Source organism: Rothia sp. 110740021-2 (assembly GCF_054263775.1).
The window spans coordinates 646,001-663,232 of record NZ_JBSZFE010000001.1 but is presented as its reverse complement, the minus strand read 5'-3'; the positions used below and the strand labels follow the sequence as shown (position 1 = coordinate 663,232).

Here is a 17,232-nt window from a genome sequence, read left to right as displayed (position 1 = left end):
ATTGTGAGCCCTTAGCTGATTAACCCGCCTCCACAGCAATGACACGGGAAATTCTCAGCAAAAATCGGTAGGCTGGACAGCGAGCGGGCCAGCTACGCCCACCCCCGGATTACGAAAGGCTTCTACATGTCTGAGAACCCCACCGGCGGCGCCTCCAACGAGCGCGACCCCCTCGAAGAATTCATTAAGAAGATGCAGGAGCAGGGCTTCGACCCCTCCGCGGGGGCAACCGGCCAGGGCGGCAAGGGCACCTCCTCCAACGCGCAGAACCCCTTCAGCGCACTCTTCGGCGAAGGCGGTCAGAACCCCTTCGGCATCAGCATCGACCCTGAAGACCTGAAGAACATGGGCATGGGTTTCGACCCCGCAATGATGCAGAGCATGTTTGCGCAGGTGCAGGCGATGTTCTCCGGCGCGGGCGCATCCGACAGCTCCAGCGGCGTGAACTGGGACAACGTGAAGAACCAGACACGTCAGATGCTCGTCTCCATGGGTAAAGACCCCTCCGTACCCGAAAATCTCAAGCGCGCAGTAGAAGACGCGGCGAACCTCGCCGACCTCTGGCTGGATGCGGTGACCACCATTGAGCGCCACAACCACCCGGTGCAGGCATGGTCCAAGGCGGAATGGGTTGAGCATTCCTTCGACTCCTGGCGCGAAATGGTCGAGCCGGTCGCAGCCGAAGTCACCCAGTCCATGGTCATGCCCGGCGCGTCCGAAGACGTACCCGAAGAAATCTCTCAGATCCTTAACAGCGGCTTCTTGAACAACATTGGTTCCGTGATTTTTGGTGCGCAGATGGCGCAGGCACTCGCACAGCTCGCCGGTGAAGTCTACTCCTCCACCGACGTGGGCTTCCCCCTCGCGCCCGGTTCCTCCGCGCTACTACCCAACGGCTACCAGCAGCTCGCCGACAGCATCGAGGTTCCCCCACAGGAGGTCCTACTCTACCTCGCAGTGCGTGAATCTGCGCTGATTCGCCTGCACAAGGCAAACCCCTGGCTGCGTGAAGACCTGGTTCAGCTCGTGGCGCGCTACGCCCGCGGCATTCGCGTGGACATGAACCGCATGCAGGACGCCGCATCCCAGGTGGATATGAGCAACCCCGACGCCGTACAGGAAGCATTCGAAGGCGGCCTGTTCAGCCCCCAGCGCACCGAAGATCAGGAACTAGCGGTGCAACGTCTGGAGAGTCTGCTCGCGCTCATCGAAGGTTGGGTATCCGTCGTAACCGAGGACGCGACCCGCAACCTGCCCAAGGCACCGCAACTGACCGAAATTATGGCGCGCCGCCGCATCGACGGCGGCCCCAGCGAGCAGGTCTTCGAGAACCTGGTCGGCCTGGAACTGCGCCCCCGCCTAGTGCGTGAGGCACAGCAGTTCTGGCGCTGGTACGAAAACGCCCACGGCATTGAGGCGCGCGACGGCCTCTGGGACACCCCGGAGACCCTGCCCACCCCCGCCGAGCTGGAAGACTTCACCGCATACGATGCGCGCATGAACGAAATCAGCCTGGACGACGTAGACTTCGACTCGGAGCTACAGAAGCTACTGGACGGTGGCTTCGGCGACGCGCCCGAAGAAAAGTAACGCTGAGCGCAGTAACATCGCGGGAAACATCGGGATTTTGAGCCGCAAAAAGTAGAGCGGCACAAGTAGCGCGGCGAAAAGTAATTAGCTGACACCTTGAGCGGGGGTGGCTTGTGAATGTACAAGCCACCCCCGCTCAAGTGTTCGGTTGGTTTTTGCTTCGTTGATTTTCGGGAAGCGCTTTAGTCGGCGGTGTTTTCACCCTGCCCATCCCCAACGTGTTCGCCCTCAGCACGCGAGCGCCCCAGCGCGTAGCCCTCCAGGTAGGCTTGTGCCCGCAGCAGCTGCGGGTAGCGCGCCTCCAGAGTACGGAACGCCTCCGAATGATTCGGCTGCAGCAGGTGGCAGAGCTCGTGGTGAATCACCGAATCCAGCGCATACTCGGGTACGCCCTGCAGCTCCGAGGAGATGCGGATCTGCGTGTTCGCGTAGGTTGCCGAACCCCAGCGCTGACGCTGATTGCTTACCCAGCGAATCGACAGTCTCTCCAGCCTGCCCGAGGCAACCAGCTCCGGCAGATGCTTCTGCGCCAGATGCAGGGCACGGGAGCGCAGGTACTCGTCTGTGACCGTCAACTGTGTGGCACGCTCACGGCGGGCGGCACGACGCTGAATGCGCGGCAGCAGGCGGGCGATATGCTCGTCAATCTCTTCGCTCGTGCTGGCGGCGGGAATGAGCAGACGGTAGGCGGGGTTGCCGTGCTCATCCACGCCGTCGCGCTGCATACTGATGGTGCGGGTGCGGCGCGCCGAGCGGACCAGCTCAATCTGCGGGCGGTCCTCGGTGGCGGGCAGAATTTCACGCTTAAAACGCTGAGCCATATTCTCCTCTTCCCTTCGACGAACGGCGAGCCGGTGCCGAGCGAACCTGGCTATACGACGAGCCGGCGCTTTCAGCCCTGCGGCGGCGCTTCGCCGGATCAATATCGTCCAGGAAACGCGAACGCTTCCGCTGACCGCGACCACCCACGGTGCGAGTCATCGTCCAGGTCAGCCACAGATACTTGCGAGCACGCGTAATGCCCACATACAGCAGGCGGCGCTCCTCATCCACCTCATCCGGGGTGGTTGCAAAAGTGATCGGCATGAGGCCCTCGTTCAGGCCACATAGGAACACGGCATCCCATTCCAGGCCCTTAGCCGCGTGCAGAGAGGCGAGGGTTACGCCATTGACCTGCGGTGCATCATTGAATTCGCTGCGATGGTTCAGAGTCGCCACAACCTCGTGCATGGTCAAAGGTAGCGGCTCGGGCACACCCGGGCGCGGGTTTGCGCGATGCTCTTGAAGCTGCTCTTGGCGGTTCTGCGCCATCATGTCCACCATGTGCACGAGTGCGGCGAGGGATTCCCACTTCTGGCGGGTGGCGCCTCCCGAAAGGTGGGCTTCCTCCTTATAGCCGATGCCGCCGAGCACATCGCGGGTGTAACGGGTGACGTCCTCGGTACCGTCGGTGGACTTGGCCGAACCACGCAGGGCAAGCATCGCCTGCTTGACCTCGGGGCGCTCAAAGAAACGCTCCGCGCCGCGCAGCTGGTACGGAATGTGGGCGGTAGCCAGCGCAGATTCAATCGCCGCCGACTGCGCGTTCGTGCGGAACAGCACCGCAATCTCTGAAGGCGGCACACCGTCCTTCTCAATCAGGTCGCGGATATCCTCGGCGATGCCGGCGGCCTCCTGCTCATCGTCCGCGTAGCCGAACCATTCCACGTCCACGCCGGGGCCGCGCTGAGACATCAGCTCCAGCGGCGGCGCCCACGAATGCGGGCTCGAATCCGGATGCGGTCGACGCGCCGCCAACAGACGGTTCGCCAACTCCACCACCTGCGAATGGGAACGGTAGTCGCGGGTCAGCTTCACCGTATGCGCGCCGCGGTACCGGCGCGCAAAATTCAACAGGTAACGGCTGGTCGCGCCGGTAAAAGAGTAAATCGTCTGGGAGGCATCACCCACCACGCAAATATCCTCGCGGCCGCCCAGCCACACATCCAGCAGACGTTGCTGCAGCGGGGACACGTCCTGGTACTCGTCCACCACAAAATGGCGGTACTGGTTACGGACGGTCGCAGCAAGCTTCTCGTCCTCCTCCAGCATGGCGATGGTCAGCAACAGTACGTCCTCAAAGTCGATGAGGTTACGCTCATCCTTCAAATCCTCATACGCCTGGAAAATACGCTGCATATTCTGCGGGGTAATCGCCGAGGGCAGCTGCTTCTCACTCAGACGCTGCATGATGGTGTCCGGGGTCAGCAGCTGAACCTTCGCCCACTCAATCAGCGATGCCAAATCACGCAGCAGGGAACGGTCAGTGCTGATGCGCAGACGGTTCGCCGCCTCCGTAATGAGCGTTGCCTTATTCTGCACGATAGATGGGAAGGTACCGCCCACCACCTGCGGCCAGAAGTACACCAGCTGACGCAGTGCCGCCGAGTGGAAAGTACGTGCCTGCACTCCGTGCGCACCCAGCTGGTGCAGGCGGGTACGCATCTCCTCCGCAGCACGCAGGGTAAAGGTCAGGGCGAGTACGCGCGGGCCCTGGTAGCGACCAATCGCAATACCGTAGGCTATGCGGTGCGTAATCGCGCGGGTCTTACCGGTACCGGCACCGGCGAGCACGCGCATGGGGCCGTCCAGCTCGGTGGCGACCGCACGCTGATCCGGGTCGAGCCCGGCAAGAATGTCGTCTGCGGAGATCATATGCTGAGGCTGCTGAGGTGTGGCGGTCATAATGCTCCATCAGTAAGGCGGGCGGTACGGACAGGCGGTATACGCTCTCGCGGGGCATACGGGTGCGCGAGGCGGTGATAGCCGGTCTTCCATTGTATTCTCCCAGCCTGTGTTCTCCAGACCCACCGCGGCTTCTTAACTGTTGCTTTCGTTCAGGGCGTGAGGAATCAGGGTGTGAGGAACCCGCCTTGGACCCGCACGGTTAGAAGCTCAACGAAATGCGCAGGAATACGCAGATAAGCACGTTTAGGCTTGTCCACAAGTATCTTCACCGCTTGACATAAATATCCCAAAAACTACTAAACGGTACATATTGGTTTGGTAACCTTAACCCGTGACTTTATCTCCCCTTCAGCTAGCAGCCATTGTCTCCGCCGGAGTGCCCGGGATTTACCCTGTCGGCGCCGAACCAGTCCGCGAAGACAGCGACGACTTCGACTCGGCAATCATCGCCGACTCCACCGGTCGCCGCTGGCGAGTGCGCGCTCCACGCCGCCCCGACGCCAGCATGCGTCTTGAAGCTGAACACCTCATCCTGCAGTCGTTCAGCCCCGGCCTTCGCGCCCGACTGCCCTTCGCCGTACCCACCGTCGCCAGCACCGTACCCTACGCGAGTGGCAACGTATTCGTGTACACGCACATCCCCGGCACCATCTACGACGTGGACCAGCTCGCCGAGCTGAGCCGGCGCGAAGTTGCAGCGAACCGCCCTTCCCTGGCATCCATCATCGCCAAAGACATCGCGACCCTGCACGTGATGCCCGAAGACATTATTTACGAAGCCGACCTGCCCTCCTACTCTTCGGAGCAGATCCGTCGGCGTAAGAACGCCGAGCTCGAGCGTGCGGCCGCAACCGGCAAGGTTCCCGCCGATCTGCTCGCACACTGGCGTACCGTGCTCTCCCCCGGACCCCTGTGGCAGTTCCGCCCGCGCGTGGTCCACGGTGACATGGGCGCCGAGAACCTCGTACTGCACGTCACGCCCTCGACGGCACGCATCGTAGAAGTCACCGGCTGGTCCGATGTGCACGTGGGCGACCCCGCGCAGGACTTCGCCTGGCTGTACTCCTGCCAGGACATCGACTTCACCGACGAGTTAATCGAGGTGTACCGCCAGCAGATGCCTCAGCTACCCGACGCCTACCTGGCGCAGCGCGCGAACTTCTACGCGGAGTTTGCAATCGCCCAGTGGCTCACCCATACCGTAGAGATCGGCGACCGCGACGGCGCAACCCACGCAGTGTCCATGCTCCTGGACATTCAGGACGACCTGCGAGCTTCCGGCGAACTGCTCGGTCAGGAGGAGGTCGGCCCGCTGGTCGGTCCCACCGAGTAGCTGTTAGATTGCTGCCCGCTAGGTTATTGCCCGCCAGGGTGCCACCTACCGCATAGGTTTTCGTTTCAGCCCCGCAGTACTGCACTGCGGGGCTGAAGTGTATCTATCGGGTTTATATCCTCTGACCTGTGCCTAGTGAAATCAGTTGTCCTGGGTATCTGTCAAACCGGCAGAATCATGTCTATAAGGGCTAGCGGAGGGGCTTTAGCGGGCTTTTTATCAATATTTTTTATGTGTTTCCCATCACCTTTTGACTGCCAGTTTTGCATTTTTGTACAGGAATGGCTCAGATTAAGGCTGAGACTTAAAGGTGCGGTAAAGATGCTATTCACAATATTTCCTGAGCGCAAATGCACTATAAATCCACATAAACCAACTTTTGATTTCAAGAGTCCACAGAGCCTCAATTTGACCTTGAGCTACGCTCAAAATAGTGCATTTTGGGGCAAAAACTTTCCCTATAGATTTTTTCAAAAACTCCTGGAATACTTTTGCTGTGCCGCAAGAAAACCTGCGGACACATTCCCCATAGCGCACTGACCAGTGCTGATATCGTGGCAGCGATAAAAAGGGGAGACAGATTGGACGGGGCCCTGACCAGTCATGTCAGACCCGAGCCGGATTCATGCACCGCGCAACCAATCACCGATGGCAGAAAACTATAGAGCTACTTTCAAGGTTGTGTTTGAGAGTATAGACGCACGCAAACCCCACGGGGCGTCGGCGGCGCGAGTGAGGTCGCGAGAGCGGCAGTCGTTCGGCGCGATTCTTTCCCGGACAAGGGCACGAAGGAGCTCTATAGTTCTTCAGCGGCTGAGGACGCCTCCTCACCCTAATGCAGTGGGGTGAAGAGGCGTCCTCTGGCATTACCCCGTAAAAGTCCGCACAGAAAAGCAGCTCACGAGGCGCAAAGCCTACAGGAGCTGCTTTTTCTATATTCGGTGACAGCTTGTGCTCGCACTGCGCAGACTGGCACGGCGCATACTAGCGGGGCACGCTAGTACGCGAGCGCCGCCTACCTGACGCTGTTTAGACCTGCTACCTAGCCCTTGCGCGCCTCACGAATCACCTTCGCCAGCTGTGCCTCCGTGGGTAGGCCGCCATGGATCTGGTGATCCCACACCTCCGCAACGCCCTTGCCGCCCAGGTACACGAACACGGTGCTGATACGCTCCGGGTCCACGCCCATAATGCGGGAGAACGCGATACGGTACAGACCCAGCTGGAAGCGTCGAGACTGCATGGTCGCCATCTTTGGGCGGGAACCGCTCTTCCAGTCCACCAGGACCCAGCGTTCACCGTCCTCGTCCTCGGTACGGAACACCGCGTCAATACGGCCGCGCAGGCTTACGCCCTCAATATGGGTTTCGACCGGGTACTCGACCGCCCAGATGCGGTCCTTCCACTCGTCGCTGCCCCACTCGCTATCGGCGAAGCGCTCCCAGAGGCGCTGAACGGAGGCCTCCAATTCGCTCTCGGACTCCTCGTAGGCATCTTCGAAGGTGAACTCGTCCTGTTCCTGCAGGTCTGCAAAATCAGAGGAGTCTGCAGGCTCAGCGGGCGCGGTGGAGGCGGCAGCGGAACCAGGCAGGTCAACGCCCACCGTGTCCTCCGCATCGGGTGCTTCCAGCGGGTCAGCGCTCGGCACTACCCCGAAGTGCTCCTCAATCAGCGCGTGTACCGCCGTACCAATCGTTGCCGCACGCGAGGGACGCTGAGGCACCGGGCGCATCAGCTGATGCACCGTGCCCTGCGGGTCCTCGCTCAGGCGGATGAACGTGGAGGCGGACAGGTGCCCCGGCAGCTGATCGCTGAGCACCGGGTCTCTCTGACCCTTCATGAGCAGAAGCAGGTCGGCTTCGCGTTCCCAGTCCACCACCTGCTGGCGTAGGGATTCTGGAATGGCGGACTCACCATGCGCTGTGGATGCGGCGGGTACAGGGCTGCTTGCGCTCTCCCCTGCCGCCCCAAACTCGGTACCCTCATACGGAGTACCCTCGTCACCCGCGCCGACGGCGAGCTCCACCGCCAGGGCGGCACGCTCCACCGCCTCGCGACGGCTCGAGGAGTTAATTGCAATCTCACGCTCCAGGTGCTCATGCTGACCGCGGCGAAGCACCTCCTTCGTGCCCTGCGTGAGAGCGTCATCAGAAGCCCAACGCCAAATCACGGGGCGCTCCAGCGGGTCAAAAGGCCACATGGCGGTCAGCACCGCACCCAGGTTCGGGTTCCTGTCTTCGTAGTTCTTCTGGGCGAATTGGCCGCGCACCTCAATCGGCAGCGCCGCCACCACCGTGGGCGAAAAACCGGGCTGAGGCGGTTGCGCCTCACTCCATTTCTCCCGCTCGGTGGCTTCGATGATCCATTCGGGCACCGGCAGGTTCAGTCGGGTGCAGTTCTCCGCTACCGTGCGTGCTCGTACGGAAGGAGCCGCCAGCTGCCAATCCTGCGCGAGGGCGGGAGCCATGACCTCAACCAGCGCCCATGCGTAGCATTGCACCTGCTCGGCGTAGGTTGCCCGAGCGTTCGCGCGTGCCTCCACCTGCTCGGGGGTGAGCTCATCAGCGTCTACGGGGTAGAGGTCCAGACCCTCCAGCAAGGCCGCCTCATCAGGGGTGGGCGGCAGATTCGAGGGGTCCACGACCGTACCGTGCACCAGGGTCACCGGCTCGGTCAGGCGGTACTTCGACTCAGCCAGCTGATCAACCCAGCGGCGCACATGGTTCAGGTGCACCTTTTTGCGCTTATCAGCGGGGTTCGGAATCGTATACGACAGGCCCATACCCACCAGTTGGGGCGCCGCCCAGGGGGTATCCATCGTCTCCTCGAAGCGCACAGAGGGCGCATCTACCGTGGGCGTGCCCATGCTGAAGAGCGACTTGAAAAGCATCTCCATCAGCTCCTCCCAGAAGGGCTGCACCGGCTGAGGTTGCGTAGCGGAGCTCTTCCAGCGGTAGGCGCTCATCGCCAGCAGGTTACGGGCACGGGTCATCGCCACGTACATGAGGCGGCGGTCCTCCATGCCGGCGTGCTCGGCGGCATCTTCCTTATGCTCGTCCAGGTAGTCTTCTAGGTTCTTCGCCTTCTCGAAGGCGGTAATCTCCTCCGCACTCTCAAGGATTGACGGGAGGTACTCGCGGTCGCCACGCAGCGGCCAGGGCAGAGCCGCATTAGCCGACATCTGCCACAGGTTCGGGGTCTGCCCGCCGGTCGCAGTACCGCACAGACCAGGCAGAAGCACATGATCCCATTCCAGGCCCTTCGCGGCGTGCATGGTCATCAGCTGCACCGCGTTCGGGTCAGGTTCCACCGTGCCCAACGCCAAGCCCTTCTCCTCATCATCGGCACGCTCAAGCCAGGCGAGGAAGCCCATCACGTAGCTCACACCGCCCGAAGACAGCAGGAAGCGGCGCGCACCCGGATCGTCCTCCTCCGCGCTCACACCGTCAGAACCGGCGTAAATCATCGCGTTAATACGCGGTGCCGACATACCGTAGGCGGCAGCAACCTCGTGGAAAGCGTCCAAGTTCGCGCGCGAACCCAGCGGGTCGGTACCCGGGCGAACCGCCAACTCAATATCGAGAAGCATAGTCCGCTCAATCTCGTACAGCAGCGTGCCCAAATCCTCACTCAAACCGGCACGCAACACGCGCATCTGCTCAGCAAAAGCACGCAGACGTTCCAGCGCCGCCGGGGAGAAACGGCGGCCACGGTACTGCTCACCGTAGAGGGGTTCACCGTCCACACTGTCCTGCGGCAGGTTCTCCACCGCCTCGATGAGGGAGGCGTAACCGGAGGAATCCTCCACCGCGCCCTTGAGGGTTTCGTCCAGACGTTCCTGGGCGGCACGCAGGTGCTCCGCCTGCAGGTTGATAGCAGCTGCGTCGTCGGCGTCTTCAGCCTCGGCGAGCATACGCAACGCCATCTGCTCACGCAGGGCACGCTCACGCTCACGCACCAGAGACTGCGCCCAATCGCCCAGCGCCAACATATCCGCCGCACCCAAACGCCAACGCGCACCCGTCAGCAGGCGCGCCAGGGCATCCGAACGGTTCGGATCAGCCAGCACACGCAACGCCGACACCAAATCCACGACCTCCGGCTGGGAGAGCAAGCCGCCCAAACCCACCTGCTGCACCGGAATACCCAGGCGCTCACACTCCACACGAATCGGTTCCAGCTGACCGTGCACACGCGCCAACACCGCAATCTCGGGCATCTTCAGACACGGACGCACTGAACCATCACCGGAACGATGCGCCGCGTAGGCACGCTCATACTCGCGCACCGCCTGCGCACGCATCGCCGCAATACGCTCGGCGATAGCCACAGCCTCCTCGCGGTCAGAGTCATGGTACGTCAAATCAACACGCCCCACCATGCCCGCGGCAGCCTGCTCAAAAGCGGGCGAACCAGGCTCCCCCATCAGGGCGCAGCGCGGGCGCAGGTCAGGAACCTGAGCGGCGGTAATATCGCCGTCAGCGGCACGCACCCACTCGGGAACCTCCTTCAGCTTCTCCGCCACGTGGTTTGCTGCGTTCAGCACCGAAATGTCGTTACGCCACGCAATGGATAGGAACAGCGGTTGCACATGCTCAGTCGGGAAATGACGGTAGAAGCTGAACATCTGACCGTCCGAAGCACCACGGAAACCGTAAATCGACTGCTTTGGGTCGCCCACAGCCATCACCGGATGCGCCGGAATACCCGCCGCCTCATCGGCACCGTAAATCGAGGAGAACAAGCTCATCTGCGCGTGCGAAGTGTCCTGGAACTCATCCAGCAGAACCACCTTGAAACGGGCACGCTCACCCTCGCGAATCGCAGGGTCAGCCTCCGCAATGCGGGCGGCAAAACGCATCAGGTCACCGAAATCCAGCACCTGCATGCGCGACTTCACGCGGGCGTAGCTGACCGCCATACGCGCGTACACTCGGCGGTTCCGCAGCAGACGCTGAACCTTCAGGATGTCCTTCTCAGTCTTCGTCTCACGGCGAGGCTCGGGCACCGCCGCGTACGCCGCCAGTTGCTCGGTGCAGAAGTCAATGACCTGTTGCGGCTCCACCAGGTGCTCCGCGCACTCGTCAGAAAGCTGCAGCATCTGGTTAATCATGGTCGCCGCAGAGACCGGCACGCCGTCCTTATCGAGGGGAAGCTCCCCCTCCCAGTACTGCACAATCTGCGCGGCAAGCTGCCACTTCTGCGCATCGCCAAGCATCTGTGCGTCCTGCTCCACGCCCAGGCGCAGACCGTACTCCTTGACCAGGTTATTCGCGTAGGAGTGGTAAGTGAGCACGGTCGGGTCAGCGACGCCCTCGCGCAGCTCCTCATCGGTCGGGGCGACGCGACGGCTACGGCGCAGCGTATTCAGGCCGGCACGCATACGGCTGCGCAGCTCGGTTGCCGCCTTGCGGGTGAAGGTCACGCCGAGAACCTCTTCAGGGCGTACAAAACCGTTATCGACCAGCCAAATCACGCGGTCAACCATGGTCGCAGTCTTACCCGAACCGGCACCGGCAATGACGAGGGTCGGGGCAGGGCCCGCCTCAATCATGCGTACCTGCTCGGGGGTCGGTTTCTTACCGTCAGCGCCGTTGAGCATCTCGGCAATGTCAAGGGCACTGCGGTAGTCGGTAGGCTTCAGCGCGGGGTCATTCGTGACGGCTTCTGCCGAGAAGAGCACGCCGTTGGGCAGCTGCCAGCTATTGTGCTCGCACCACTGGGCGGGGGTGAGCATGTCGGTGCCAGAACCGGGTTGAGCGCCGAGGTTAGTAGCACTGTGCATATCAGCGCCGTATGCGCCAGAGTCAGTCATGATTCCTCTTCCTCATGGATCATTCTCATGGGAGGTTCGGGGTGAGTGATATCGAAAGTAAACGGGGGTACGCGGCTACTAGGGTTGCGTCACCTGACGGCCGCGCGTACAAATCGGGCAAATCTCCGGCAGACGGCACCCGTAGCCACCCTCACGGTGACGAGCCTGTACCTGCGAGCCAGCAATCAGCTCCGCGGCGTGCTGCACCAGCTCAGCCGCCCACGAATCGTGCTCCGTCAGGGCGGGCTGAACCTGCAGGCGAGTCTTGCTCTCATCGTTCACGCCCGAGGCGCCCAGCTGCACGAGCGCCGCGCCTCCGGAACGACCCGTATAGCCGGTGTACTCCAGCTCCTGGGGGCGGGCATCCGGTAGCGGTTCGCCCGCCTCCAAGGCGGCAGCTTCGGCACGGTAACGCTCCTCCAGCTGTTCACCCGCACCAGCCTCCACCGCAATCTGGTAGGCGGCAAGCTGCGGATGCGTCTCCATCTCCGACCCACTCGGCTTAGACTTGCCGGTTTTCAGGTCGACAATGGCGTAGCGGCGGGTGTCGTCCTCCGCCGGGGCGGTACCCTCGAGGCGGTCCACACGACCGGTGAGCAGCGCGTCCAGCTCGCCGACTTCACCGGCGGGGTCGAAGGGCACGGGCACACGCACCGCGAAGGAGCCTTCAACGCCGAGGTTCTGCCAGCCGGCGTCGCCCATGTGCTGACGGTAGTAGTAGCTCAGGCGCAGAATCATGCGCTTGGCGCGCTCGTAGAGGGCGTAGGATTCCCAGGGCACGCGCTCGCGGTACTCTTCGTCGGTTTCATCGTCCTTTCGGGCGGGAACGCCGAGGGAGCTAATGCGCTCGTCGAGGGCGGTTTGGAGCTCTTCGAGGGTGCCGGTCGGGTACTCCTCGGCGATGGCGTGAATAAGCGTGCCGAGGGAACGGGACAGGTCGGTCTGGGCTTCCGCGCGGGCGGCAGAAACCAGCCAATCCAGCGGGGAGCTGTGAATGGTTTCCAGGCGCGAGGGCGAGAGCATAATGGTGCGGCGGCCGGGGTTTTCGGCAGGCTCTTCGGCATGGTTTTCGGCCAGCTCAGCGTGGTCTGCCGGGTTATGCGCAAAGAGTAGTTCCGTGCTAGAAAGCGGCAGCAGACCCCACCACTCGTCGGGTGAGGCGCCGGGGGCCTGCGCATTCGCCAGGCGCGCCAGAATGCGGGAGGCGGCATCAAGTCGGTACGCGGAAGCCTCCGGGGTGAGTGCGTCTTCAGCCGGTGCGTTTCCGGCCTGTGTGCCGTCCTGAGCGTCTTCGGCACGCATCGCGTTCAGCGACTCCTCAACGAGGGTGCGGCGAAGCTCCGCCACCAGGGAACGCAGGGTGGCGGGGCGGCGTACGCGGGTAATGGGCACGTCCGTGGAGTCGCCGACCGCGTCGGCGGGTAGGACGAAGTCGAAGAACTCGCCGGGTGCTTCATCGTCGTTGCGTACGGCGGTGAGTACGAGGCGGGTGCTGGCTCGGGTGGCAGCGACGGCGAACATGCGCAGCTCGTCGTGGCGGGTGTCGCGCACGCGTTCGGGGTAGCTGCGGATGCGGGCAGGCGGCGTAGGCTCCTCCTCCCCCGCCTGCTGTTCTGTCTGCTGGGCACGCTGGCGGAGGCGCGCATCGCATAGGTCCACAAGGTCGCCGGTGCTCAGCAGGGAGCCGCGCACGGTGGTGTTGGGCCAGGTGCCTTCCTGCAGACCGCATACATATACGGTGCGCCAGGACTGACCTGCTGCGAGCGCGGGGGTAAGAATCTCGACTGCGTCTTGGCGTACGCCGCGGGCGGCGAGGGTGTCCATGGGTAGGTCCTGCGCGTCGATGAAGTCGAGGAACTGCTCGGCACCGGCGCCGCGCATCTGCTCGTCGAAGCGGTCGGCGGCTTCGAAGAGGCCAATCATGGCATCGAGGTTGCGGTGGGCTGCGTCGGCGTCGGGGCCTGCGCCGCGCGACTGGGTAACCCAGGTCTTTTCGAGGCCGCTGGCTTCCCAGAGCGCCCAGAGCACTTCGGTGCTGGTGGATTCGGGGCGCGCGAGTGCTTTACGTCCGGCGGAGAGCACGGCTGCGATGCGGTGCACGGCGCGTCCTACGCCCTCTTCGGGGAGGGTTTCGGGGTGTAGCAGTGCGCCGAGGAGCAGGTCGTCGCTGGGGCGGTGGCCGCCGCTTTGCAGTTCGATGGAACGTAGCTGCTGGCGGAGTCGTCGCACGTCCATGCTGGATGCGCCACCGAGTCGGGAGGTGAGCAGGGTGATAGCGCTCTGCGCGCCGCCGAGGGGGTTGGCGCGGCTTTCTTCGGCGATGACGTCATCGAGGCTTCGGCGCATGAGTTCTTCAGCTTCGGTTGCGCTGAGGGCTTCGTAGCCGCCGCGCTCCCCCGCCTCTGTAGCTTCTGCCGCGGGCATGTGCACGGCGGGGTTCAGTGCCTTCTCGCCGCGCTTACGGGCGTAGACGAGCAGATTAAGCGCATCGAGGAAGGGACGTACGGCGGGCTCGTCGCGCACCGGCACGAGCGCAGCGGAGGTACGCGAGGGAATACCGTTCGAGGAGAGCACACGGCGGATACGCGCCACATCCGCGCTACTGCGCACGATGATGGCGGACTCGCGGTAGGGGTGGTTGCCGTAGATGCGTTCTTCAAGCAGCATTTGAGCGATGAGGTTCGCCTCGTCCTGCGAGCTGGCGAGCGCATATTTATACACGCCGGCGGGTGCGGTGCGGTAGTGTGCGGGGTCGAGGATTTTACCGTCGGCGCCCAGGTGCAGCAGGGGTTCGTCGGCGGTGCCCCAGGTGAGGTTTTCGTCGGCGGGGGTGGTGTTGATGCGTCCGAAGGTTGCGGGCGCGCCGTTCTTTGACCCCTCCTGCGCGCTATTCTTTACCCCCTCTTGCTCGGGGGTGAGCGGCACGAATCGGGTGTAGCGCGGCAGGCGGCGGCGAATATCCGCCACGAGCGGCATCATAAGTGCGGGCAGGCGGTACGAGGTGGTGAGCGTGCGGGTGCACATGCTCGGGAAGCTTGCCTGCAGGGTGGTAACGAGGTCGGGGCGGGCGCCACGGAAGCCCTGGACGACGGCTTCGTCGCTGTAGGTCATGACAACCTGGGGACCTTCAGCGAAGAGGTCGGGGTGGGTTTCGGTCAGGTGCGCGGCGTCTGCGGGGGCGACTTCTGCGGCGATGAGGCGCAGCAGCCGGTAGATGGAGGGGCCGAGTTCCTGCACGTCGTCGATGAGGATTAGGTCGTAGCGGCGGCGTTCTTCGGCGAGGAATTCGGGGGCGCGCAGCAGCAGTCGGCAGGCATCGTTGATGAGTACTGCCGGGTCGTAGGCGTTTTTGGCGCGGAGGGCTCGCACGGCACGGTATTCGGTGTGCAGTTGGGCGAGGGCGTGCCAGGCGGGCTGGTTGTGTTCGGTGGCGAGGCGGTGTACGTCCTCGGCGGTGAGGTCGTATTCTGCCATGCGGTCGAAGAAGTCGCGGATTTCGTGGCGGAATCCGCGGGTTGCGAGGGCGTCGCGGAGTACGTCGGGCCAGGCGGGTCCGGGTGCGATGCCTTCGGCGTGGTTGGCGAGTAGTTCGCCGATGATGACGTCTTGTTCGGGGCCGGAGAGGAGTTTGAGGTTGCCTTCTACGCCGCTGAGTAGACCCCGGGTTTGGGCTCGTTTGAGCAGATCGAAGGCGTATGCTGCCCAGGCGCGGGTGGGTGCTACGGAGAGACTGCGGTCGCTGGATGCGGCGATGACGTCTCGCATACGGGTCGCGGCGGTGCGGGTGGGTGCGAGGATGAGCAGCCGAGCGGGGTCGTTCCCGTCGGCAAGGTAGCGCAGGGCGCGTTCGGTGAGGTGGTGGGTTTTACCGGTTCCGGGGATGCCGGTAAGAAGTTGGGTTGTCATGGTTTCAGTCTATCGGGTGGGCGGCGGGTACGCCCCGCCGCCCGTCAACTGACGTGTAGAAAAACACCGACTACGACACAATATAGAAAATAGTTTATTGGTAAGATTCTACACCTTCATAAACATAAAGCAGAGATTCAATAGTTACACAAAAGGTACATATTCTATTTCTTATCCTTCTCATAATTCAGAATATATTTCACATTTTCCCCTTCACAGTTTTCCATCCAATCGAGATAGCATACAACCTTCGCAAACTCTCCCCGATTTTTAACATAACTCATATTATTAATAAGATACTGTCTAAGATTTTGCGCATCCACTTCATCTGGACGCTTATCCAATACCCACTGGAGCTTATGGGTAGGTTCAATATAATCCTTTTGATTCTTACTACTAAACACATCACCAAAAACCATATCCCTTATATGAATTGGGGCATTGTATTTTTTGGGATCCACTTCTTCGGCACTGCAATCCCTCGGATTAGACACACCAAGCGCATCATAATTCGAAGACAAGAACTTCATTCTTTCCTGAAGGAATTCAATATCATCCTCTGAAAGTTGCCCCAATTCATCCGCCGTCAGTTTATTTATATAGTAAAAAATTGGAGTCCAGGTCCAGGAACCCTTTCGAGAAATAATTCCCTCAATACATGCATATGCCGGGTAGTCCTCTTTATGGAGGAATATCCTGCGCAAATCCTCTAGTTTCGTCAGTTTAAATGAGGGCTTCACTATACCAATTCCAGATACAAGAATTTCTGCATTTTCCTTATCGATTTTCTGCTCAAGGTCTGAAATTGGCATTGCATATATAGTCTCCAAGGCACCCTTTGCAGAAGCAATTCTAAATGCTTGCTCTTTAAACATTCGAACTAGTTTTGCAGGAACTTGAATTTTTGTTTCAGAAATAGCTTTAAACACTTCCCGAAAATCTCGTGCCTGAATCACAGTAACTTTCATCGAAATGTGATTTGAGAGGGACTTCTCAGTGGTATAGACCCGCTCTTCATCATCATTCGAAGGTCGATTAAGGAAAATAAATTTCCGCTCGTATGCCTCCCTAATATTCACACTACCTTCAAGACACTCTTGAATACCATTAAAAATGTTTTTGATATTTTCATCCGACAAGCTATAACCAATAAAAACAATTGGATTTTCAGTAAATATCGTCAACAGTTTAGCAATTAAGTATTTATTCCTTTGCTCAAAACGATCATAATCTTCACGAGTGAGCACTATAGACCCATGATTAGAAACCGTTCCATGAATTTTATATATCTCACCAATATTCTGCAAAGATGAGGAAATCATCTCTGACTGACTTCCATAAACTTGATACCCTTTATGTATAGTCTCAAGAGCCGAATCATAATTAGTGGTAATTATTGCAGGGGGATTCATTCTGGAAAAAATATCCAACTCTTCCCTCAATACATCATCCTCATAAAATTCATTTTTCCCTGTTGGGTTATTAGGCTTGAAATACATAGGAATACCATCTTTTACTCGGGTTTCCGTTAACTGGCAAGCTATGTATTTCAGTGCCATATCTACACCTAAACCTACAGCATCTTCTAGGCTATCAGGATTGCACCAATCATATTTTAAAAATTTTCCATCGTACCAAGAATTTTTAATATCGACAGCCATCGCAGAAGCAACTGCTGGAAGGTCATTGGGATCATCAACGTATTTCCCATACTGAATCCCAGAAGCTTTAGCTATTTCGCGTAAAAGTTCTTCCCAGCCAGGTGTCCCAAAATATCTTCTGGAAAAACCTGAGCCAACAAAAAGATAAGGAGTGCTCTGACCCTTAAATAGCTCTTTGAGATTTTCTTTAAAAGACATTT

7 protein-coding genes are annotated in these 17,232 nt (G+C 60.4%); 2 read left to right on the top strand and 5 right to left on the bottom strand.

The window, feature by feature from the left end:
- Positions 1-126 precede the first annotated feature (126 nt).
- A complete protein-coding gene (locus ACUXHH_RS02855) occupies positions 127-1,590 on the top strand; it encodes a zinc-dependent metalloprotease (RefSeq protein WP_279742128.1) in 1,464 nt (487 codons plus the stop codon).
- Positions 1,591-1,772: 182 nt separating this feature from the next.
- Here the strand turns inward: ACUXHH_RS02855 and ACUXHH_RS02850 are convergent, their stop codons facing one another.
- Entirely contained in the window at positions 1,773-2,411 is a 639-nt protein-coding gene (locus ACUXHH_RS02850; RefSeq protein WP_279742129.1) for a M48 metallopeptidase family protein, read from the bottom strand.
- Entirely contained in the window at positions 2,395-4,314 is a 1,920-nt protein-coding gene (locus tag ACUXHH_RS02845) for an ATP-dependent helicase (protein WP_458390779.1), read from the bottom strand. Before ACUXHH_RS02845 ends, ACUXHH_RS02850 begins: the two co-directional genes overlap by 17 nt.
- Before the next feature lie 334 nt (positions 4,315-4,648).
- On the opposite strand from ACUXHH_RS02845, the gene ACUXHH_RS02840 reads away from it, so the two are divergent.
- Positions 4,649-5,650, top strand: coding sequence for a phosphotransferase (locus ACUXHH_RS02840; RefSeq protein ID WP_279742131.1), 1,002 nt, complete (start codon positions 4,649-4,651; stop codon positions 5,648-5,650).
- Between the two features lie 1,042 nt (positions 5,651-6,692).
- Here the strand turns inward: ACUXHH_RS02840 and ACUXHH_RS02835 are convergent.
- The 3 genes from ACUXHH_RS02835 to ACUXHH_RS02825 all read right to left on the bottom strand — a co-directional run bounded on the left by ACUXHH_RS02835 (position 6,693) and on the right by ACUXHH_RS02825 (position 17,230).
- Positions 6,693-11,465, bottom strand: a complete 4,773-nt coding sequence (locus ACUXHH_RS02835; RefSeq protein ID WP_458390778.1) for a UvrD-helicase domain-containing protein — start codon at positions 11,463-11,465, stop codon at positions 6,693-6,695.
- A gap of 78 nt (positions 11,466-11,543) precedes the next feature.
- Positions 11,544-15,371: a PD-(D/E)XK nuclease family protein gene (locus ACUXHH_RS02830; RefSeq protein ID WP_458390777.1), complete on the bottom strand. Its 3,828-nt coding sequence runs from the start codon at positions 15,369-15,371 to the stop codon at positions 11,544-11,546.
- A 164-nt stretch (positions 15,372-15,535) separates the two neighbouring features.
- Positions 15,536-17,230 carry an SIR2 family NAD-dependent protein deacylase gene (locus tag ACUXHH_RS02825; protein WP_458390776.1) on the bottom strand — a complete coding sequence of 565 codons (1,695 nt, stop codon included), beginning with the start codon at positions 17,228-17,230 and terminating at the stop codon, positions 15,536-15,538.
- Between the last annotated feature and the right edge of the window lie 2 nt (positions 17,231-17,232).